The organism is Bradyrhizobium sp. USDA3516 (assembly GCF_057651995.1).
The window spans coordinates 572,001-591,742 of sequence record NZ_JBYGYN010000001.1 but is presented as its reverse complement, the minus strand read 5'-3'; the positions used below and the strand labels follow the sequence as shown (position 1 = coordinate 591,742).

General features: G+C 65.6%; 17 protein-coding genes. 13 read left to right on the top strand and 4 right to left on the bottom strand.

Annotated elements, in window-relative coordinates; genetic code table 11:
* The first annotated feature begins 19 nt into the window (after window positions 1–19).
* On the top strand, window positions 20–1,777 hold the full coding sequence (locus AC24YW_RS03065; protein WP_487481308.1) for an NAD+ synthase: 1,758 nt from the start codon (window positions 20–22) through the stop codon (window positions 1,775–1,777).
* A 165-nt stretch (window positions 1,778–1,942) separates the two neighbouring features.
* Here AC24YW_RS03065 and AC24YW_RS03060 read toward each other — a convergent pair whose 3' ends face one another.
* Window positions 1,943–3,124 carry a DUF2865 domain-containing protein gene (locus AC24YW_RS03060; protein WP_487481307.1) on the bottom strand — a complete coding sequence of 394 codons (1,182 nt, stop codon included), beginning with the start codon at window positions 3,122–3,124 and terminating at the stop codon, window positions 1,943–1,945.
* A gap of 135 nt (window positions 3,125–3,259) precedes the next feature.
* Complete coding sequence (locus tag AC24YW_RS03055) at window positions 3,260–3,553, bottom strand: hypothetical protein (RefSeq protein WP_487481306.1); 294 nt, start codon at window positions 3,551–3,553, stop codon at window positions 3,260–3,262.
* 288 nt (window positions 3,554–3,841) lie between these two features.
* Here AC24YW_RS03055 and cysS point away from each other — a divergent pair, with 288 nt between their 5' ends.
* From cysS to AC24YW_RS03035, 4 genes are all read left to right on the top strand, one after another.
* Complete coding sequence (gene cysS / locus AC24YW_RS03050; protein ID WP_487481305.1) at window positions 3,842–5,224, top strand: cysteine--tRNA ligase; 1,383 nt, start codon at window positions 3,842–3,844, stop codon at window positions 5,222–5,224.
* Window positions 5,225–5,339: 115 nt separating this feature from the next.
* Window positions 5,340–5,831 carry a GNAT family N-acetyltransferase gene (locus tag AC24YW_RS03045; protein WP_487481304.1) on the top strand — a complete coding sequence of 164 codons (492 nt, stop codon included), beginning with the start codon at window positions 5,340–5,342 and terminating at the stop codon, window positions 5,829–5,831.
* Window positions 5,828–7,426, top strand: coding sequence for a citramalate synthase (gene cimA, locus AC24YW_RS03040; protein ID WP_487481303.1), 1,599 nt, complete (start codon window positions 5,828–5,830; stop codon window positions 7,424–7,426). Before AC24YW_RS03045 ends, cimA begins: the two co-directional genes overlap by 4 nt.
* 122 nt (window positions 7,427–7,548) lie before the next feature.
* Window positions 7,549–7,926, top strand: coding sequence for a VOC family protein (locus AC24YW_RS03035; RefSeq protein WP_487481302.1), 378 nt, complete (start codon window positions 7,549–7,551; stop codon window positions 7,924–7,926).
* A gap of 4 nt (window positions 7,927–7,930) precedes the next feature.
* On the opposite strand, the gene AC24YW_RS03030 is transcribed toward AC24YW_RS03035, so the two are convergent.
* Entirely contained in the window at window positions 7,931–8,536 is a 606-nt protein-coding gene (locus tag AC24YW_RS03030) for an LOG family protein (protein WP_487481301.1), read from the bottom strand.
* Between the two features lie 201 nt (window positions 8,537–8,737).
* Here AC24YW_RS03030 and AC24YW_RS03025 point away from each other — a divergent pair, with 201 nt between their 5' ends.
* From AC24YW_RS03025 to AC24YW_RS03010, 4 genes are all read left to right on the top strand, one after another.
* On the top strand, window positions 8,738–10,696 hold the full coding sequence (locus AC24YW_RS03025) for an ABCB family ABC transporter ATP-binding protein/permease (protein WP_487481300.1): 1,959 nt from the start codon (window positions 8,738–8,740) through the stop codon (window positions 10,694–10,696).
* 65 nt (window positions 10,697–10,761) lie between these two features.
* A complete protein-coding gene (locus tag AC24YW_RS03020) occupies window positions 10,762–11,490 on the top strand; it encodes a phosphatidylserine decarboxylase (protein WP_487481299.1) in 729 nt (242 codons plus the stop codon).
* A gap of 85 nt (window positions 11,491–11,575) precedes the next feature.
* Window positions 11,576–12,448 (top strand): CDP-alcohol phosphatidyltransferase family protein, encoded by an 873-nt coding sequence (locus tag AC24YW_RS03015; RefSeq protein ID WP_487481298.1) that lies wholly within the window; start codon window positions 11,576–11,578, stop codon window positions 12,446–12,448.
* Window positions 12,449–12,571: 123 nt separating this feature from the next.
* Complete coding sequence (locus AC24YW_RS03010) at window positions 12,572–13,291, top strand: RraA family protein (protein WP_487481297.1); 720 nt, start codon at window positions 12,572–12,574, stop codon at window positions 13,289–13,291.
* A 33-nt stretch (window positions 13,292–13,324) separates the two neighbouring features.
* On the opposite strand, the gene AC24YW_RS03005 is transcribed toward AC24YW_RS03010, so the two are convergent.
* Entirely contained in the window at window positions 13,325–13,618 is a 294-nt protein-coding gene (locus tag AC24YW_RS03005; protein WP_487481296.1) for a hypothetical protein, read from the bottom strand.
* 301 nt (window positions 13,619–13,919) lie between these two features.
* Here AC24YW_RS03005 and AC24YW_RS03000 point away from each other — a divergent pair, with 301 nt between their 5' ends.
* From AC24YW_RS03000 to AC24YW_RS02985, 4 genes are all read left to right on the top strand, one after another.
* Window positions 13,920–14,693, top strand: a complete 774-nt coding sequence (locus tag AC24YW_RS03000) for a motility protein A (protein ID WP_487481295.1) — start codon at window positions 13,920–13,922, stop codon at window positions 14,691–14,693.
* A gap of 23 nt (window positions 14,694–14,716) precedes the next feature.
* Window positions 14,717–15,547 (top strand): flagellar motor protein MotB, encoded by an 831-nt coding sequence (locus tag AC24YW_RS02995; RefSeq protein WP_487481294.1) that lies wholly within the window; start codon window positions 14,717–14,719, stop codon window positions 15,545–15,547.
* Window positions 15,548–15,719: 172 nt separating this feature from the next.
* Window positions 15,720–17,621, top strand: coding sequence for a potassium transporter Kup (locus AC24YW_RS02990; protein ID WP_487481293.1), 1,902 nt, complete (start codon window positions 15,720–15,722; stop codon window positions 17,619–17,621).
* A gap of 140 nt (window positions 17,622–17,761) precedes the next feature.
* Window positions 17,762–19,696, top strand: a complete 1,935-nt coding sequence (locus AC24YW_RS02985) for a potassium transporter Kup (RefSeq protein WP_487481292.1) — start codon at window positions 17,762–17,764, stop codon at window positions 19,694–19,696.
* The last annotated feature ends 46 nt before the right edge of the window (window positions 19,697–19,742 follow it).

The window sequence follows — 19,742 nt, the reverse complement described above, 5'->3', positions numbered from 1 at the left end:
CGGGATCGGATAAGCGGCCATGACCGAACGTCTCGACACATTCGCGGTCACGCTCGCCCAGCTCAATCCGACCATGGGCGACGTGGAGGGCAATGCCGCCAAGGCGCGCGCGGCGCGGGCGCAGGCGAAGTTCGACGGCGCCGATCTCGTGCTGTTTCCGGAACTGTTCATCGCCGGCTATCCGCCGGAAGACCTGGTGCAGAAGCCCGCCTTCCAGTCCGCCTGCCGCGCCGCAATCGAAAGCCTCGCCCGCGAGACCGCCGATGGCGGGCCCGCGATGCTGGTCGGCACGCCCTGGGTCGAGGAGGGCAGGCTCTACAATGCCTGCGCGCTGCTCGACGGCGGGCGCATCGCGAGCCTGCGCTTCAAGTGCAACCTGCCGAACTACGGCGTGTTCGACGAGAAGCGGCTGTTTTCGCGCGGCCCTGCCGCCGGTCCCGTCACCGTGCGCGGCGTGCGCGTGGGCGTACCGATCTGCGAGGACATCTGGCTGGAGGAGTCCGAGGATTACGAGAACGTGGTCGAGACGCTGGCCGAAACCGGCGCCGAGATCATCTTGGTGCCGAACGGCTCGCCTTACGCCCGCGACAAGAACGACGTGCGCCTGTCGGTCGCGGTGGCGCGCGTCACGGAGAGCGGGCTGCCGCTGGTCTATCTCAACCAGGTCGGCGGCCAGGACGAGCTCGTCTTCGACGGCGCATCCTTCGCGCTCAATGGCGATCTCTCGCTGGCGGCGCAACTGCCGGCCTTCGAAGAGGGCATCGTCACGCTGCGCTTTGCGAGAAACGGCGACGACTGGCGCTGCAGCGGCCCGATCGCCGAGCTGCCCGAGGGCGACAAGGCCGACTACGCCGCCTGCGTGCTGGGCCTGCGCGATTACGTCACCAAGAACGGCTTTCCCGGCGTGCTGCTCGGCATCTCCGGCGGCATCGATTCGGCGCTCTGCGCGGCGATCGCGGTCGACGCGCTCGGCGTCGACCAGGTGCATGGCGTGATGCTGCCTTACCGCTACACCGCGCCGCATTCGATCGCAGATGCCGGCGAGCTCGCCGGCCATCTCGGCATCCGCTACGAGGTGCTGCCGATCGCCGAAGCCGTGACCGGGTTCGAGACGATCCTGTCCGGCATCTTCAAGAACCTGCCGCCCGATATCACCGAGGAGAACCTCCAGGCCCGCACCCGCGGCACGCTGCTGATGGCGATCTCCAACAAGACCGGGCTGATGGTGGTGACGACCGGCAACAAGTCGGAGATGTCGGTCGGCTACGCCACGCTCTATGGCGACATGAACGGCGGCTTCAACCCGATCAAGGACATCTACAAGACGCAGGTGTTCCGGCTGGCGAGCTTGCGCAATTCCTGGAAGCCGGAGGGCGCGCTCGGCCCGGCGGGCGAGGTGATCCCGCCCGACATCATCACGCGCCCGCCGAGTGCGGAGCTGCGCGAAAACCAGACCGATCAGGACTCGTTGCCACCTTACGACGTGCTCGATGCCATCCTGGAGCGCCTGGTCGAGCGCGAGGAGCCGCTGGATCAGATCATCGCCGCCGGTTTCGACCGCGAGATCGTCACCCGGATCGATCATCTGCTCAACGTTGCCGAATACAAGCGCCGCCAGGCCGCGCCTGGGGTGAAGGTGACGCGTCGAAATTTCGGCCGCGACCGCCGCTATCCCATCACCAACCGCTTTCGCGATCGGGGCGAGAAACTGCCCGCTCCGGATGAGACGCTGGTGTCACGCGGCAGCAAGCCCTCAATCGACGCGTTCGAGGGGTAGGGGCGGGGCCTGCGGTGGCGCTCAGGAGATTGCTGTCATCATCCGCGAAGGCGGATGATCCAGTACGCCGCGGCGGACGTTGTGAAAACCAAAATCCTCGCTGCGGAGCACTGGATGTCCCGCCTGCGCGGGGCATGACAGTTGAGATTGGAGCAGGCGCCGACCCTACTTCTGCTGCTGCGGCAGGAAGGTCGGGCCGACCGAGCGGATCGGCTTGTTCTCCGAGCCCGGTGCCGGCGTACCGGTGTCCGCCGGCGGGGACGCGGTCGGTGCATTTGCCGTGGTCGCAGGGGGCGCCGTGCCCTTCTTGGCGTTGGCAGGCTGCGGCGCGCCCTTGGCCGCCCGCTGCTGCTGCATCTTCCTGGCGCTCTCCTCGGTGACGATGATGTCGCCCTGCTGCTCGGCCGCGGCCTTGTCGTCGGCCGATTTCAGCGCATCCGCCCAGGTCTGGCCTGCGGCCTTGCAGGCGCAGGACGGGTTGAACTCGCTGCGGAATTTGAATGCGGTCGGCAGCGCGGTGTAGGGCTGGCCGCCGATCGAGACCGCCGCGTTCATGTCCTCGCCGGGATTGCGATGGGTGTAGAGCACGGCTTCCGCGGCCGGGCATAGCGCCTTGCAGGTCTTCTCGTCGTCGGGAAAGCGCGCCGGCACGGTGGCAAAGGAGATCGGGAAATAGGCGCCGTCGCAGGTGCGCACGCAGACGGTGCGGAAGGTGCCGGATTGCGGGCCGAGATCGGAGGGCGGCATCGCTTGCGGATTGTTCGGGTTGTTGCCGCCGAACAGATTGGTCAGGAAATTGCCGCCGCCTTGCGATTGCGCGGCATTGGCATATTGCGGGCCGCAATTGTTCTGCGCCAGCGCCATCAGCACCGAGCGGCGCTGGTTGTCGCGCTCCGGGCTGGCGCCGGGCCCGCCGCGCAGCCGCTCGAGGCTGCCGGTGATCTGGTCCAGATTGGCGCGCATCTGCTGGATCTGGGTGTTGACGGGACCGCATTGCGCCGACTGGCCGTTGAACAGCGAGAAGAAGCCGGAGGAATCGCAGCCCATGCGCTTGGCCTGCATGGTGACGCGGTCCAGCTCGGCCTGCTGCTTGGCCTGGGAATCCTGGTAGCGGCGGATCTGCTCCTCGCGCGCGGCATCACCCCCGCCGCCGCGATCGAGCGCGGCCAGCTGGGCTTCCAGGCGCACGCACATCGGGTTCGGTCCGAGCCCGTTCTGGCCGGGCTGGGGCGGCGGGCCGGCCTGCGCCAAAGCGCCATCGGCGAGCACCACGGTGCCGAGGAGCACGGTGCAGGCAAGAAGGGAGCGGGCACGGAGGAGAGAGAGGAATTCAGGCATATCCGCCATTCTAGCGAGGTCACGGCCCAGCGTAACTTTGACTTGGGGGCCGAAGCGCGCCCTCCCATAGCCGCTTCCTGCGGCATCGTCACGTCGTTTCAGGGGCCGAAGACTGGTCCTAAGGTCCGCCAGCTCCGAGGGAATTCAGCGCTGGCAGGTGATTGCGACATATTCGTCGCAATGGCCATGGGAGCAGTTTGTGCCGGTTTTGGGGACGGAGCCGGTAATTTCGTCGGGATCGACCCGGCGATAGCTCGATGCCTTCGCAAAATCTCGTGACTGGCAATAGGTCCGCGCGGCGGAGGCGCCGCACGTGTCGCCCTTGGTGACGCTCTTGGCCAGGCACTGGTCGGCGATGATGAAGACGCGGGTCTCGGCGCAAGCGGGAGGTGCTGCAAGGACCGAGGCGCCGAAAATGAGCGCGAGCAGGGATCGCATGAAAATACCGGGGCAAAAAAATCGGGAACCGCAGGTTCCAGAATGGCCCCAAATGGTTAGGGGATCATGAAGCCTTGGGGCAGGCCGCGCCCTTGCTGAGGCAAAAACGGCATTTTCGCGGCCCTTGACGCCGGGGCCCGTGCTGGCCCATATGTGGCCGCATGAACGGTCTCCTCGCCATCTGCGCCATTTGCCGCGAGATTACGAGCTAGCGATTCGCTGGCTGGAGCCGTCTTTTCTCAAATGCATTGAGAGCCTTGGACGCCCGGCCGAGAGGGATGGGTTGTCATGGAATTGCGTCTTTACGATACGCTGAGCCGGGAAAAGCGCACCTTCGTGCCGCTCGATCCGAACAATGTCCGCATGTATGTCTGCGGACCGACGGTCTATGACTTCGCCCATATCGGCAATGCGCGGCCGGTGATCGTGTTCGACGTGCTGTTTCGGCTGCTGCGCCATCTCTACGGCGAGGCGCACGTCAAATATGTCCGGAACATCACCGACGTCGACGACAAGATCAACGACCGCGCCGCGCGCGATTTTCCCGGCCTGCCGCTGAACGAGGCCATTCGCAAGGTCACCGAGCAGACCGGCAAGCAGTTTCATGCCGACGTCGATGCGCTCGGCGCGCTTCGGCCGAGCGTCGAGCCGCGCGCCACCGAGCATATCGGCGAGATGCGCGAGATCATCGAGAAGCTGGTCGCCGGCGGCTTCGCCTATGTCGCCGAGCACCACGTGCTGTTCTCGCCGCAGGCGATGAACGCGGCCAATTCCGCGCTGCCGCGCTATGGTGCGCTGTCGAAGCGCTCGCTCGACGAGATGATCGCGGGCGCGCGGGTCGATGTTGCGCCCTACAAACGCGATGCGACCGACTTCGTGCTGTGGAAGCCGTCCAAGCCGGGCGAGCCGTCCTGGCCGTCGCCATCGGGCATCAAGGCGGAGGGTCGTCCGGGCTGGCACATCGAGTGCTCGGCGATGGCCTGGAAGCATCTCGGCGAGCATTTTGACATCCATGGCGGCGGCATCGATCTCGTGTTTCCGCACCACGAGAACGAGGTCGCGCAGACCTGCTGCGCCTTCCACCGCGAGCGCATGGCGAACTATTGGATGCACAACGGCTTCTTGCAGGTCGAGAGCGAGAAGATGTCGAAGAGCCTCGGCAACTTCATCACGATCCACGAACTTCTCAGGGACTGGCCGGGTGAGGTGCTGCGACTCAACATGCTGAAGACGCATTACCGCTCGCCGATCGACTGGACCACGAAGTCGCTTGAGGAGAGCGCCAAGACGCTCGACGATTGGTATCGCGTCGCGGCCGATGTCGGGCCCGGCGAGCCGGCTGCCTCGGTGGTCGAACCGCTGCTCGACGACCTCAACACGCCGCAGGCGATCGCGGCGCTGCACGGCCTGCGCGGCAACGATATCGCAGGTCTTGCGGGCTCGTTGCGGCTGCTCGGATTCCTGTCCGAGAGCGCGGCGCAGTGGGAAGGGCGCAAGCAGCAGGCGAGCGGGGTCGATGCCAAGGAGGTCGAGCGCCTGCTCGCGGAGCGGACAGCGGCCCGTAGCCGCAAGGACTTTGGCGAGTCCGACCGCATCCGCGATCTGCTCGCTGCGATGGGCGTCGCGATCAAGGACTCCAAGGAAGGCACGACCTGGGAGATCGCCCGATGAAACGGCCCGACACGCCATTTCCGCGGCACTGGCTCTATTACATCGCGCTGAAGATCGCGCTGCTCGCCGGCGCGGTGGCGATCGCGCTCAAGCTCTATGGGGTGTGGTGAGGACGATGGGACAGACTTTGCCAAAGCCCGCACTGAGGCCCTTCCTGCCGGCGGATGTGCCGATCCTCGCCGCGATCTTCGCCGCCAGCATCGAGGAACTGACCGGCGACGATTACAACGAGGCGCAGCAGGAAGCCTGGATGGCGGCGGCCGAGGACGAGGAGTTCGGCAAGCGGCTCGCGTCCGACCTGACGCTGATCGCGACGCTGGAAGGCTCGCCGGTTGGTTTTGCTTCGCTGCGCGGCAACGATCACATTCGCATGCTCTATGTGCATCCGGCTGTCAGCCGGCAGGGCATCGCGACCATGCTGGTCGACGCGCTGGAGAAGCTCGCCGGCGGCCGCGGTGCCAAGAGCCTCTCGGTCGACGCCAGCGATACCGCGGAGGGCTTCTTCGCCAAACGCGGCTACACCGCCCAGCAGCGCAACAGCGTCACTGTGAATGACGAGTGGCTCGCCAACACCACCATGAAGAAGACGCTCGGAGCGGGACAATGAGCAGGCAGCGTCTCTATCTGTTCGACACCACGCTGCGCGATGGGGCGCAGACCAATGGCGTCGACTTCACGCTTGAAGACAAGCAGGTCATCGCAGAGATGCTCGATGATCTCGGCATCGACTATGTCGAGGGCGGCTATCCCGGCGCCAATCCGCTCGACAGCGAATTCTTCGCGACCAAGCCCAAGCTCAATCACGCGCGCTTCACCGCCTTCGGCATGACGCGCCGGGCGGGCCGCTCGGTCTCGAACGATCCGGGCGTCGCAGGCCTTCTGGAAGCCAAGGCGGATGCGATCTGCTTCGTGGCGAAGGCGTCGGCCTATCAGGTGCGCGTCGCGCTGGAGACCACTAGGGAAGAGAACCTCGCCTCGATCCGCGACAGCGTCGCGGCGGCGAAGGCGGCCGGCCGCGAGGTGATGCTCGATTGCGAGCATTTCTTCGATGGCTACAAGGAAGACGCCGCTTTCGCGCTCGCCTGCGCCAAAGCCGCCTTCGATGCCGGCGCGCGCTGGGTGGTGCTGTGCGACACCAATGGCGGCACCATGCCCGATGAGGTCGAAGCCATCGTCAGAGACGTGACCAGGCACATCCCCGGCGATCACGTCGGCATCCACGCCCATAACGACACCGAGCAGGCGGTGGCCAATTCGCTCGCCGCGGTGCGTGCCGGCGCGCGGCAGATCCAGGGCACGCTGAACGGCCTCGGCGAGCGCTGCGGCAACGCCAATCTCTGCTCGCTGATCCCGACGCTGAAGCTGAAGACGGGTTTTGCCGAGGCTTTCGAGATCGGCGTCACCACGGAGAAGCTGGCGACGCTGGTCAAGGTGTCGCGCACGCTGGACGACATGCTCAACCGCGTGCCGAACCGGCATGCTCCTTACGTCGGCGAGAGCGCCTTCGTCACCAAGACCGGCATCCATGCCTCCGCCGTGCTGAAGGATCCGCAGACCTACGAGCATGTGTCCCCGGAGCTGGTCGGCAATCACCGCAAGGTGCTGGTGTCCGACCAGGCCGGGCGCTCCAACGTCATCGCCGAGCTCGACCGCGCCGGCATCCCTTACGAGAAGAGCGATCCGAAGCTGACTCGTCTGGTCGAGGAATTGAAGGAGCGCGAGGCGGCCGGCTATGCCTATGAATCCGCCAACGCCTCGTTCGAGCTCCTGGCGCGCCGCACGCTCGGCAAGGTGCCGCATTATTTCGAGGTCGAGCAGTTCGACGTCAACGTCGAGCAGCGCTACAACGCGCTCGGCGAGCGCGTCACGGTGGCGCTCGCGGTGGTCAAGGTCGACGTCGCCGGCGAGCATCTGATCTCGGCGGCCGAGGGCAACGGTCCCGTCAACGCGCTCGACGTCGCGCTGCGCAAGGACCTCGGCAAGTACCAGAAATTCATCGAGGGCCTGAGGCTGATCGACTACCGCGTCCGTATCCTCAATGGCGGCACCGGCGCGGTCACGCGCGTGCTGATCGAGAGCGAGGACGAGAACGGCGATCGCTGGACCACGGTCGGCGTGTCCCCGAACATCATCGACGCCTCGTTCCAGGCGCTGATGGATTCGGTGATCTACAAGTTGGTGAAATCGGGCGCGCCGGCGTAAGAGACGGTGGTCCCGCAAACACCGTCATTGCGAGCGCAGCGAAGCAATCCAGACTGTCGCCGCGGAAAGAATCTGGATTGCTTCGCTGCGCTCGCAATGACGAGGAGAGAGGGGAGCACGCCATGATCGACCACATCTCCGTCGGTGTTAGCGATCTCGATCGCGCCGCAAAATTCTATGAAGCCGCGCTCGCCGCCCTCGGCCTCGCGCGCCTCGTCAGCCGGCCGCGGACGGTCGGGTTCGGCAAGGCCTATCCGGAGTTCTGGATCAATCTGCGCGAGGGCATGCCGCGTGTCGCGCCGGAGAGCGGCGTGCACATCTGCCTGCGGGCGAAAACCACGGCCGAGATCGATGCGTTTCACGCAGCTGCGCTGTCCGCTGGCGGCGCCTCCGACGGCGCGCCGGGCCTCCGCCCGCACGATCGCGTGCGCTATTACGCCGCCTTCGTCACCGATCCCGACGGTAACCGGATCGAGGCGGTGACGTTTCCGCAGGAATAGCGCCCTACAGCCGCCGGGCGACGTCGGGCGCGAGATCGTGCTGGTCGTCGGGGATCTGCGCCGCCGCGGCGCGCAGCCGTGGAATGATCTCCTCGACCTTGTCCGCCTTCAGGATATCGACGGTGAGGCCGGCGCGGATGAACTGGGTCTGCCGCATGTGGGCCACCAGGGAGAACAGCGGCTCCCAGAAGCCGTCGACATTGGCGAGCAGCACGGGCTTGGCGTGACGGCCGAGTTGCTGCCAGGTCAGCTGCTCCACCAGCTCCTCCAGCGTGCCGAGCCCGCCGGGTAGGGCCACGAAGGCGTCGGAGCGCTCGAACATCAGTCGCTTGCGCTCGTGCATGTCGGGCGTGACCACCATCTCCTGCACGCGCGTCAGCGCATTCTCGCGCATCCGCAGGAAGTCGGGGATGATGCCGGTGACCATGCCACCGTGATCCAGCACGGAGGTTGCGACCGCCCCCATCAGGCCGAGTGAGCCGCCGCCATAAACGAGGCGGATCTTGCTTTCCGCCAGCGCTCTGCCGAGCGCCTTCGCCGCTTCAATGAAGTTGGGATTTGTTCCAGGGCCGGAGCCGCAATAGACACAGACGGTTTTGATCGTGCTCATTGGTGCCATGATGCATTGCAGCGAAGTGGCGTCAAGCCCAAACGGTGATTCGATACTTCCGGGAATTTACCGGTAAATCGCGACAAACAATCGAAGATTCGCCATCTGGCGGGGTGCGCGGGCATCGGGAAGGCTCTATATGACGGGCGAAAATCGTTAATCGCAGTTGCGCCCGCATCCGGCGGGCTTTCAGGCTTCTTGATGGACCAACCTCAATCGTTCGACGGCGCCGACGTTCCTGATCCGTCCGGGGCAGGATCGCAGGCCGGGGCCACGCTGATGGGCACGCTGGCGCATCTGTGGCCCTACATCTGGCCGGGCGACCGTTTCGACCTGAAGATGAGGGTGGTCTGGTCGCTGGTGCTGCTGCTCGCCGCCAAGCTGATCACACTCGCCGTGCCGTTCAGCTTCAAATGGGCGACGGATGCGCTGACCGGCGCCAACACCGCGCCGGTCGCGGCCGACAATTGGCATCTCTGGGTAATCGCCTCGCCCTTGCTGCTGACCGCGAGCTACGGCGCGATGCGCATCCTGATGGCGGTGCTGACGCAATGGCGCGACGGCATCTTCGCACGCGTCGCCATGCATGCGGTGCGCAAGCTCGCGACCCTTACCTTCATCCACATGCACGAGCTGTCGCTGCGCTTTCACCTGGAGCGCAAGACCGGCGGCCTCACGCGCGTGCTCGAGCGCGGGCGCGAGGGCATCGAGGTCATCGTGCGCATGGTGATCCTGCAGCTGATCCCGACCATCGTCGAGGTCTCGCTGCTGCTGGCGGTGCTGCTCTGGCAATTCGACTGGCGTTACGTGGTCGCCACCCTGATCACCGTCACGCTCTACATGTACTACACCTACGTCGCGACCGAGTGGCGGATCGGCATCCGCCGCAAGATGAACGATTCCGACACCGAGGCGAACACCAAGGCGATCGACTCGCTGCTCAACTACGAGACGGTGAAGTATTTCGGTGCCGAGGCGCGCGAGGCGCAGCGCTACGACAAATCGGTCGAGCGGTACGAGGAGGCGAGCGTCCGCACCTATACCTCGCTCGCGGTGCTCAATACGGGCCAGGCGGTGATCTTCACGCTGGGCCTGACCGCGACCATGCTGATGTGCGCAATCGGCGTGCGCAACGGCACCAACACGGTCGGCGACTTCGTGCTGGTCAACGCCATGATGATCCAGCTCTACCAGCCGCTGAACTTCATGGGCATGGTCTATCGCGAGATCAAGCAGGCGATCATCGACATCGAGAAGATGTTCGGCGTGCTCGGCCGCGAGGCCGAGATCAAGGATGCGCCTGGCGCGAAGCCGCTGGTCATCTCCGCCGGCACCGTGCGCTTCGAGGACGTGCGCTTTGCCTATGAGCCGACGCGCCCCATCCTCAAGGGAATCAGCTTCGAAGTGCCGGCCGGCAAGACAGTTGCCATCGTCGGTCCCTCCGGCGCCGGCAAGTCGACCATCTCGCGGCTGCTGTTTCGCCTCTATGACATTTCCGGCGGCAGGATCCTGATCGACGGCCAGGATATCCGCGAGGTCACGCAGGCCAGCTTGCGCGCATCGATCGGCATGGTGCCGCAGGACACCGTGCTTTTCAACGACACCATCCGCTACAACATCCGCTACGGCCGCTGGGATGCGACCGATGCCGAGGTCGAGGAGGCCGCGCGGCTGGCGCAGATCGACCACTTCATCCGCATGGCGCCGAAGGGCTACGAGACCCAGGTCGGCGAGCGCGGTCTGAAACTGTCGGGCGGCGAGAAGCAACGCGTCGCGATCGCGCGCACCGTGCTCAAGGCGCCGCCGATCCTGGTGCTCGACGAGGCGACCTCGGCGCTCGACACCCACACCGAGCACGAGATCCAGGGGGCGCTCGACCGCGTGGCGAAGAACCGCACCTCGGTGGTGATCGCGCATCGGCTTTCCACCATCGTCGGCGCCGACGAGATCATCGTGCTGGACCAGGGCCGCATCGCCGAGCGCGGCACTCACGCGAGCCTGCTCGCGCAGGGCGGGCTCTATGCCAGCATGTGGAACAGGCAGCGCGAGGCCGAGGCGGCGCGCGAGAAACTGGCCAAGATGGCCGACACCAATGCCGCGCCCAACCGGGAGCCGCCACCGGTCGAAGATAGCCTGACGACGCCCGCGGCGGCGGAGTGACCTTGTCTCCGGTCCCAAGTCTGGCCTAAACCAAGTCTGGCCTAAACAGGCCCGCGCAACGACCCGTGGCATCAACCCCGACCGGCAAAAAAGCAATGTCCATTCTCGATTCGATCCAGCGTCAGATCCCGCCGATCCACAAGGAGGGCTATCCCTTCATCGGCGCCTTTGCGCTGGCGAGCCTGCTCCTGTTCTGGCTGTGGTCGCCGCTGGGGTGGATCGGCACGATCCTGACCGTGTGGTGCGCGCTGTTCTTCCGCGATCCCGTCCGCGTGACGCCGATGCGCGAGGGTCTCGTGGTGTCGCCGGCCGACGGGCGTGTCTCCATGATCACCATGGCGCTGCCGCCGGCCGAGCTCGGGCTCGGCGACCGGCCGCTGCCGCGCGTCTCGATCTTCATGAGCGTGTTCAATTGCCACGTGAATCGCGCCCCCGTGGCGGGCAGGGTGGACCGTATCGCCTATCGGCCCGGCCTCTTCATCAACGCCGAGCTCGACAAGGCGAGCGAGGACAACGAGCGCAACTCGCTGGTGATCACGACGCCGACGGCGCGGATCGGCGTGGTCCAGATCGCCGGCCTGGTCGCCAAGCGCATCGTCTGCTTCGTGAGGGAGGGGCAGGCGATCGGCGCCGGCGAGCGTTTCGGCCTGATCCGCTTCGGCTCGCGCCTCGACGTCTACCTGCCCGTGGGCACCAAGGCGCTGGTCTCGGAAGGGCAGACCGCGATCGCCGGAGAGACGATCCTGGCCGACCTTGCCGGCGACGACCCGGGCCGCGCGTTCCGCGCCAATTAACCAATAGTAGCCCTCGCAGGCGTTCCGCCGCAATGGCGGAGGGGGATGCGGCTTGCTATATCTCGCCTTGAGGTGAGGACGAGCCATGACGCCCTATGATTTCAAGGACCCCGATACGCGCCGCCGGCGGTTCCGGCCGATCCCGGTGCGGATGCTGGTGCCCAACGTCATCACGCTGCTGGCGATCTGCGCCGGCCTGACCTCGATCCGGCTGTCGATCGAGGGACACATGTCGCTCGCCGTCTACGCCATCGTGTTCGCCGCCGCGCTCGACGGCATCGACGGCCGCATCGCGCGCATGATCAAGGGGCAGTCGAAGTTCGGCGCCGAGCTCGATAGTCTCGCCGACTTCGTCAATTTCGGCGTGGCGCCGGGCCTGATGCTGTATTTCTGGCAGCTGCACGAGCTCGGCAATGCCGGCTGGATCGCCGCCATGGTGTTCGCGATTTCCGGCGGCCTGCGGCTCGCGCGCTTCAACGCCACCATGGACGATCCGAACAAGCCGGCCTTTGCCGCCAATTTCTTCACCGGCGTGCCGGCGCCCGCCGGCGCGATCACCGTGCTGCTGCCGATCTATGTCGCGTTCCTCGATCTCGGCCGCACACCTGCGGCGGTGACCGCGGCCTACACGCTCCTGATCGCGTTTCTGATGGTGTCGCGCCTGCCGGTGTTCTCCGGCAAGACCAAGCGCATGCGCGTGCCGCCTGAGCTGGTGCTGCCGGCCTTCGTCGCCGTGATCGTCTTCATCGCGCTCCTGATCGCCTATCCCTGGCACGTGCTGTCGATCGGCACGGTGCTGTATCTTCTGGCGCTGCCGCTCGGCTACAAATCCTATCGCGACCAGGCGCGCGCGATGGAAGCCACCGGGCCAGCGGGAGGCGAGGTCCCGTCACCGCCATCGGCGCCGACGCTGGCGAACTTGTCGGAGCCGCCCCAGGACGACCGCCGGCTGCACTGAGCGGCGCCCGCGGATATCTGCCATGAAGCCTGCCTGAGTTGGGCCACGGCCCGATCTCGGCTATATCGCCCTTGTGCCGGCGGCAACGCGCAATCAATCGCCGCCAACCTGGGAGAGAACGCCGTGACCAATTCCGCCGCCGGGCCGCTGCCCGCTTCCGTCCTCGAGGCGCTGGGCCGCTACGACACGCCGACGATCTGCAATGCCATGGAGATCGTGGCGCCCGAGCGGCGGCTGATCGGCTACACCACCAGGCAACTGGTCTGTCCGTTTCCCGACCTGCCGCCGATCGTCGGCTATGCCCGCACGGTGACGATCCGCTCGGTGCTGAAATCATCGCTTCCGGCCGAGGAGCAGTCCAGGCGCCGCATCGCATATTACGAATATGTCGGCACCGGCCATGGCCCGCGTATCTCGGTGATCCAGGACATCGACGGACCCGATGTCGGCTATGGCGCGTTCTGGGGCGAGGTACAGAGCAACGTGCACAAGGCGCTCGGCTGCCTCGGCGTCATCACCGACGGCTCGATCCGCGACATTCCGCAATGGGCCCCTGGCTTCCAGGCGCTGGCCGGCTCGATCGGCCCGTCGCACGCCTGGGTGCACGCGGAAAGCTTCGGGGGCGAGGTGCGCGTCGCCGGCATGACCGTGAAGTCGGACGATCTCATCCACGCCGACCGGCATGGCGCCATCGTGATCCCGCTCGACCTTGCCGCAAAGCTGCCGGAGGCGGCGGAACTATGCGGCCGCCGCGAAACGCCGATCCTGGAGATCGCCCGCAGCCCCGACTTCTCGCTCGAGAAGCTCAAGGCCGCGCTGAAACGCTCGGCGGAGATCCATTGACGGCTGTTGGAGCGCGTCGCGCTTCAGGGCCATCTACGGCCGCGACGACGGCCGGAGGCCGCCTTGCTCGGTCAGAAGCAGGGCGGCTTGATCCGGTTCCCCGAGCACGGCGGCGGCGCATCCGATCAGGGTGAAGCCGCCGGCAAGGTCCCAAAGCGTGATGTCCTCTGCGCTCCCTGCGCTTTGCATCAGTTGCGCTGCGAGCACGGCGAAGGCGGCCTCGATAAAGAGCAGCACGCTGAACGCCGGAAGCACGAGTTCCGGCTCGAGCAGGTGGAACGCCAGCGCCGCGGGCAGCGCCGTGAGTAGACCGAATAGCATCAACATCGCGATAGCTCCGCGATTGGCCGTGTCGCAACGCCAGCAGACACCAACTGATCCCCGTCCACGATGTGGCGGAGGGCCGCAGCCGAGGTGACGTCGCGGCGCGCCGGGTCATGGTTAGCGAAAGGTTGAAATTCCTATCGCTGGACGGCAACCGGATCATTTAAGGCGGCGCGCGGCACGTCGTCGAGACTTAACCTTTACGCGGCTTTAAGGGCGGCGCTCTAGGGTCCTGCGAAGCGGTTCGCGTTGGGCCGCGCCGGCGGCCAGGACAGCCGCTGTTGCGTACGTGTTGGAGTCGGCAATGGATATCGCAACACTTGTCGGGTTGGTCGCGGGCGCCATTGTGGTGTCGACCCTGATCTTGATGGGCGGCAGTTTCGGGATGTTTTACGACATCCACGCCGTCATCGTCATTTTCGGCGGCTCGTTCGCAGCAACGATGATCCGCTTTCCTTTGTCCGCGATGATCCACGGCGTGCCGCTGGGCGCGAAATTTGCCTTCACGCTGAGCCGGCTTTCGGCTCACGACCTCGTCGACGAGCTCGCCCGCATCGCGGAAATCGCCCGCAAGCAAGGCCCGGTCGGACTGGAGAAGGTCGAGACCGACGAGCCGTTCCTCGCCAAGGGCATCCGCTATGTCGCCGACGGCTACGACCTCGATTTCATTCGCGACAATCTGGAGCGGGACCGCGACAACTTCCTGATGCACCTCGACGAAGGCAGCAAGATCTACCGCGCCGTCGGCGATTGCGCCCCGGCGTTCGGCATGATCGGCACGCTGCTCGGCATGGTGCAGATGTTCTCCAACATGTCGGATCCCTCCAAGCTCGGTCCGTTCATGGCCACCGCGCTGCTGGCGACCCTGTACGGCGCCGTTGTCGCCAACCTGGTCTGCTTGCCGATTGCCGACAAGCTACACGGCAAGCTGCTGGACGAGGAGACCAACCGCACCCTGATCATCGACGGCATCCTGATGATCCGCGACTCCAAGAGCCCGACCCTGGTGCGCGAAATGCTGCTGGCCTATCTGCCGGAGAAGCATCGTCACACCGAAGGCGAGCCGGTGCCGGCTTAAGGCCGCCATCGGGATATTGAGAGATGGCCAAGAAGAAGCGCGGCAATGCTCACGGCGGTGGCCACGGCTGGTTCGTGACCTTCGCCGACTTGATGGCGCTGCTGCTGGCGTTTTTCGTGATGCTGGTCGCGTTCTCGACGCAAGATGCAAACAAGCTGAAGATCGTCGCGGGCTCAATGCGCGAGGCATTCGGCGTGCAGAGCGAAGCGCGCTACTCCGGCATCGTCGAATCCGACGGCCTGCCAACGCGCCCGCGGCTCAAGAACGTCGACCACATCCAGCCGGAAGATGCCTCCAACACGCCGACGCCCGATCAGGAAGACCGCGAAAAGACCTCCGGCGCGAAGATCAAGGTCGACCGCAATTTCGCGCTGGCCGCGGCCTCGCTGCGCCAGGCGTTGCAGGACATGCCGGAGCTGACCGAGATGTCCAAGCACATCATGTTCGAGGAGACCAAGCAGGGTCTCAACCTCGAGATCGTCGACCAGGACGGCCGCTCGATGTTCGCCGACGGCTCCAAGGTGCCCTACGACCGCACCCGCCGCCTGATCGAGAAGCTCGCGATCCCGCTCAAGGCGACGCCGCTCCGCGTCTCCATCGCCGGCCACACCGCGGCGGGGTTCGTGCCGACCCGCAGCGATTATGGCGCCTTCGATCTGTCGGCCGATCGCGCCAACGCCGTGCGCCAGATCCTCGAGCGCCAGGGGCTGCCGCTGTCGCACATCTTCGCCGTCTCCGGCAAAGCCGATACTCAGCCGCTGTTTCCGGACGATCCCTCGCTCGCAGCCAACCGTCGGGTGACCATCACCCTGATGCGCGAGGATCCGCCGCTGCCGCCGAATCTGAAGCCGTAACCCCTTGCGCTACCATCTTACCTGAGGCATGTCGTCGCGCTGGCGGCGAGCGTGGCTGTGCCGTCACAGCATCCGTCTCAACGCCTGCTAAGGTGGGGAGCCGATTGACAGGTGCACCGGAAGCGTCAAAAGGCGCCGGATCAATTTCAGGGACGAGGCGTTTCTCACCTCCATGGCGGCGAGCACCACATCGACCGAGACCCACGACGGGCAGCCGGTCAAAACAGGCTTTTGGGCCCTCACGCTCGGGAGCGTCGGCGTCGTCTTCGGCGATATCGGCACTTCGCCGCTCTACGCATTCCACGAGGCGGTCAAGGCCGCCGCCCATGGCGAGCCGGTCTCGCGCGTCATCGTGCTCGGCGTGCTCTCGCTGATCCTGTGGGCGCTCCTGATCGTCGTCACCGCCAAATATGTCCTCTTGCTGCTGCGCGCCGACAATAACGGGGAGGGTGGCACGCTCTCGCTGATGGCGCTGGGCCAGCGCGCGCTCGGGCGGCGAAGCTGGGTTCTGCTCGCGCTCGGCGTGATCGGCGCTTCGATGTTCATCGGCGATTCCATGATCACGCCGGCGATCTCGGTGCTATCGGCGGTCGAAGGCCTGAAGCTCGCAACCCCCGCGCTCGAGCATTATGTCGTGCCGGTCACCGTCCTCATTCTGGTGCTGCTGTTTGCGGTCCAGAGCAAGGGGACCGCGCTGGTCGCCTCGGCCTTCGGGCCGGTGATGGTGATCTGGTTCACCGTCATTGCCATCATGGGGGCCGTCCACATCGCCGACGACCCCACCGTGCTCGCGGCCATCAATCCCTATTACGCGGTGCAGTTCGTGCTATCGCACGGCACGATCGGCCTCGTGACCTTAGGAGCCGTGTTCCTGGCGGTGACGGGCGGCGAGGCGCTGTACGCCGATCTCGGCCATTTCGGGCGCAAGCCGATCCAGTCCGCCTGGATGTTCTTCGTGCTACCCGCGCTCCTGATCAACTATTTCGGGCAGGGTGCGCTGGTGCTGTCCGATCCCAGCGCAATCCAGCATTCGTTCTATCGCATGGTGCCGGAGACGCTGGTGCTGCCGCTGGTCGGGCTCGCGACGGCCGCGACCGTGATCGCGAGCCAGGCGGTGATCACCGGCGCCTATTCGCTGGTCTATCAGGCCGTGCAGCTCGGCCTGCTGCCGCGTTTCGAGGTGCGCTACACCTCCGAATCGCATGCCGGCCAGATCTACCTGCCGCGCGTGAACCGGCTGCTGCTGATCGGCGTGATGCTGCTGGTGCTGCTGTTCCACACCCCCAGCAATCTGGCCTCGGCCTACGGCATTGCGGTCTCAACCACCATGGTCGCTGACGGGATCATGGGCTTCGTCGTGATCTGGAAGCTGTGGAATTGGCGCGCCGCGACTGCCGCAGCCCTGATCGTGCCTTTCGTCATCGTCGATTTGAGCTTCTTCAGCGCCAATTTGCTCAAGCTGCTCGAAGGTGCCTGGGTGCCGCTGCTGTTCGGCATCGTCATGGCAGGGACGATCTGGACCTGGCGCAAGGGCTCGGCAATCCTGATCCAGAAGACCCGCCGGATCGAGGTGCCGCTGGACGATCTGATCCGCAGCCTGGAGAAGCGGCCGCCGCACATCGTCAAGGGCACCGCGGTGTTCCTGACCAGCGATCCCGCCTTCGTGCCGACCGCGCTCCTGCACAATCTCAAGCACAACAAGGTGCTGCACGAGCACAACGTGATTCTGACCATCGAGACCGCGCAGACGCCCCGGGTCGATCTGTCGGAGCGGTTCAGGATGGAGAAGATCAGCGACAAGTTCTCCAAGGTCCGCCTGCGCTTCGGCTTCATGGAGCAGCCGAACGTGCCCAAGGCGCTTGCCATCGCCCGCAAGCAGGGGTGGCAGTTCGACATCATGTCGACGTCGTTCTTCGTGTCGCGCAGGTCGCTGAAGGCCTCGGCGCAGTCCGGCATGCCACTCTGGCAGGATCATGTGTTCATCGCGCTGAGCCGGTCGGCCAACGATGCCACCGACTACTTCCAGATCCCCACCGGCCGGGTGGTGGAAGTCGGAACCCAGGTCACTATCTAGAATGCAACTGGCGCATCTATGCAGATTTGCATGGCAATGGCCCAGAATCGGGCTAGGCTATGCCGATGGCGCAGGACTATAAGCCCGCGCTCTTCCGCCGTTGTGCAGCGAAGCATTTTTAGAGGCCATCGGGCTCTCCCATGACAAGCGACGTAGCAGTTCCCGCCCCGGAAACGGCGGCGCCCAATGGGCATGGCGAGGCCCATACCACCGCCGGTTTCGGCGCGCTGACGCTCGGCAGCATCGGCGTCGTCTACGGCGATATCGGCACCAGCCCGCTCTATGCGTTCCGCGAGGCGGTGACGGCGGCTTCTGGGCACGATGGCCTGCCGACGGCTGCGGCCGTGCTCGGCGTGCTCTCCCTGATCCTATGGGCGCTCATTATTGTGGTGACGCTCAAATACGTCGTGATCCTGCTCCGCGCCGACAACAACGGCGAGGGCGGCACGCTGGCGCTGATGGCGTTGGCCCAACGGGCGGTTGGCACCGGCCGCGGCAGCGCGACCATCGTGCTGCTCGGCATCATTTCCGGAGCCTTGTTCTACGGCGATGCCGTGCTCACGCCGGCGCTCTCCGTGCTGTCGGCGATCGAGGGCATGAAGGACGTCACGCTGAGGTTCGAGCCCTACATCGTGCCGCTGACGGTGGTGATCCTGGTCGCCCTGTTCGCCGTGCAGTCGCGCGGCACGGCGCGCGTTGCCGCCTTCTTCGGCCCGATCATGTGCGTCTGGTTCGCGGTCCTGGCGGTGGCGGCCATCCCTCAGATCGTCCAGCAGCCGCAGGTGCTGCTCGCGCTCAACCCGCTCCACGCCGTGAACTTCATGCTGCACCATGGCGTCATCGGCTTCGTGACGCTGGGCGCGGTGTTCCTGGCCGTGACCGGCGCCGAGGCGCTCTATGCCGACCTCGGCCATTTCGGCAAGCGGCCGATCCAGACCGCCTGGCTCATCATCGTGCTGCCCTCGCTGGCGCTAAACTATCTGGGGCAGGGCGCGCTTGTGCTCGGCGATCCCGGCGCCATCGTGAGCCCATTCTTCCAGCTATTCCCGCAAGGCTTCCTCCGAGGCTGCATGGTCGTGCTCGCCACCATGGCGACCGTCATCGCGAGCCAGGCCGTCATCACCGGCGCCTATTCGCTGACGCGTCAGGCGATCCAGCTCGGGCTGCTGCCGCGGTTCGAAATTCGCCATACGTCGGAAGCCCATTCCGGCCAGATCTTCATCCCGCGCATCAATCAGCTGCTGCTGATCTCGGTGGTGCTGCTGGTGCTGTTGTTCCGGTCATCGAGCGCACTCGCATCCGCCTACGGTATCTCCGTCACCGGCACCATGGTGGTCACGGCGATGATGGGCTTCGTCGTGATCTGGAAGGGGTGGCGCTGGTCAGCGCTTGCCGCCGGCGCGCTGATTGCGCCGTTCCTGTTCCTCGATCTGACCTTCCTGAGCGCGAACCTGTTGAAGGTGTTCGAGGGCGGCTGGGTACCGCTGGCGCTCGGCGCGCTCATGATCATCCTGATGTACACGTGGCGGCGCGGCAGCCGGCTGCTGTTTGAAAAGTCGCGCAAGCTCGAATTCCCGCTCGCCGATCTCGTGGCGATGCTGGAGAAGCGGCCGCCGCAGCGGGTGCCCGGTACCGCCGTGTTCCTGACCTCGGACCCGGTCAGCGCGCCGACTGCGCTGATGCATAGTCTGAAACACTACAAGGTGCTGCACGAGAAGAATGTCATTCTCACCATCGAGACCGCGCAGACCCCGCGGATCGATCCGGCCGAACGGGTGAAGCTGGAGCAGATTTCGCCGACCTTCTCCAAGGTGACGCTGAAATTCGGCTTCATGGAATCGCCCAACGTGCCGAAGGCCCTTGCGATCGCCCGCAAGCTGGGCTGGCAGTTCGACATCATGTCGACCTCGTTCTTCCTGTCGCGCCGGGCGCTCAAGCCCGCCGCCCATTCCGGGATGCCGCGCTGGCAGGACCGCCTGTTCATCTCGCTCAGCCGCTCCGCGAACGACGCCACCGACTATTTCCAGATCCCCTCGGGCCGTGTGGTCGAGGTCGGCACGCAGGTGACGATCTAGGACGGAGACTCAACGCGGACTTCAAGTCGCTGCGATTTAGCTTTAA

Excerpts from the sequence above, each read along its gene's own strand:
- AC24YW_RS03065 (WP_487481308.1), top strand. The coding sequence starts at position 20 with ATGACCGAACGTCTCGACACATTCGCGGTCACGCTCGCCCAGCTCAAT.
- AC24YW_RS03060 (WP_487481307.1), bottom strand. The coding sequence starts at position 3,124 with ATGGCGGATATGCCTGAATTCCTCTCTCTCCTCCGTGCCCGCTCCCTT.
- AC24YW_RS03055 (WP_487481306.1), bottom strand. The coding sequence starts at position 3,553 with ATGCGATCCCTGCTCGCGCTCATTTTCGGCGCCTCGGTCCTTGCAGCA.
- cysS (WP_487481305.1), top strand. The coding sequence starts at position 3,842 with ATGGAATTGCGTCTTTACGATACGCTGAGCCGGGAAAAGCGCACCTTC.
- AC24YW_RS03045 (WP_487481304.1), top strand. The coding sequence starts at position 5,340 with ATGGGACAGACTTTGCCAAAGCCCGCACTGAGGCCCTTCCTGCCGGCG.
- cimA (WP_487481303.1), top strand. The coding sequence starts at position 5,828 with ATGAGCAGGCAGCGTCTCTATCTGTTCGACACCACGCTGCGCGATGGG.
- AC24YW_RS03035 (WP_487481302.1), top strand. The coding sequence starts at position 7,549 with ATGATCGACCACATCTCCGTCGGTGTTAGCGATCTCGATCGCGCCGCA.
- AC24YW_RS03030 (WP_487481301.1), bottom strand. The coding sequence starts at position 8,536 with ATGAGCACGATCAAAACCGTCTGTGTCTATTGCGGCTCCGGCCCTGGA.
- AC24YW_RS03025 (WP_487481300.1), top strand. The coding sequence starts at position 8,738 with ATGGACCAACCTCAATCGTTCGACGGCGCCGACGTTCCTGATCCGTCC.
- AC24YW_RS03015 (WP_487481298.1), top strand. The coding sequence starts at position 11,576 with ATGACGCCCTATGATTTCAAGGACCCCGATACGCGCCGCCGGCGGTTC.
- AC24YW_RS03005 (WP_487481296.1), bottom strand. The coding sequence starts at position 13,618 with ATGTTGATGCTATTCGGTCTACTCACGGCGCTGCCCGCGGCGCTGGCG.
- AC24YW_RS03000 (WP_487481295.1), top strand. The coding sequence starts at position 13,920 with ATGGATATCGCAACACTTGTCGGGTTGGTCGCGGGCGCCATTGTGGTG.
- AC24YW_RS02995 (WP_487481294.1), top strand. The coding sequence starts at position 14,717 with ATGGCCAAGAAGAAGCGCGGCAATGCTCACGGCGGTGGCCACGGCTGG.
- AC24YW_RS02990 (WP_487481293.1), top strand. The coding sequence starts at position 15,720 with ATGGCGGCGAGCACCACATCGACCGAGACCCACGACGGGCAGCCGGTC.
- AC24YW_RS02985 (WP_487481292.1), top strand. The coding sequence starts at position 17,762 with ATGACAAGCGACGTAGCAGTTCCCGCCCCGGAAACGGCGGCGCCCAAT.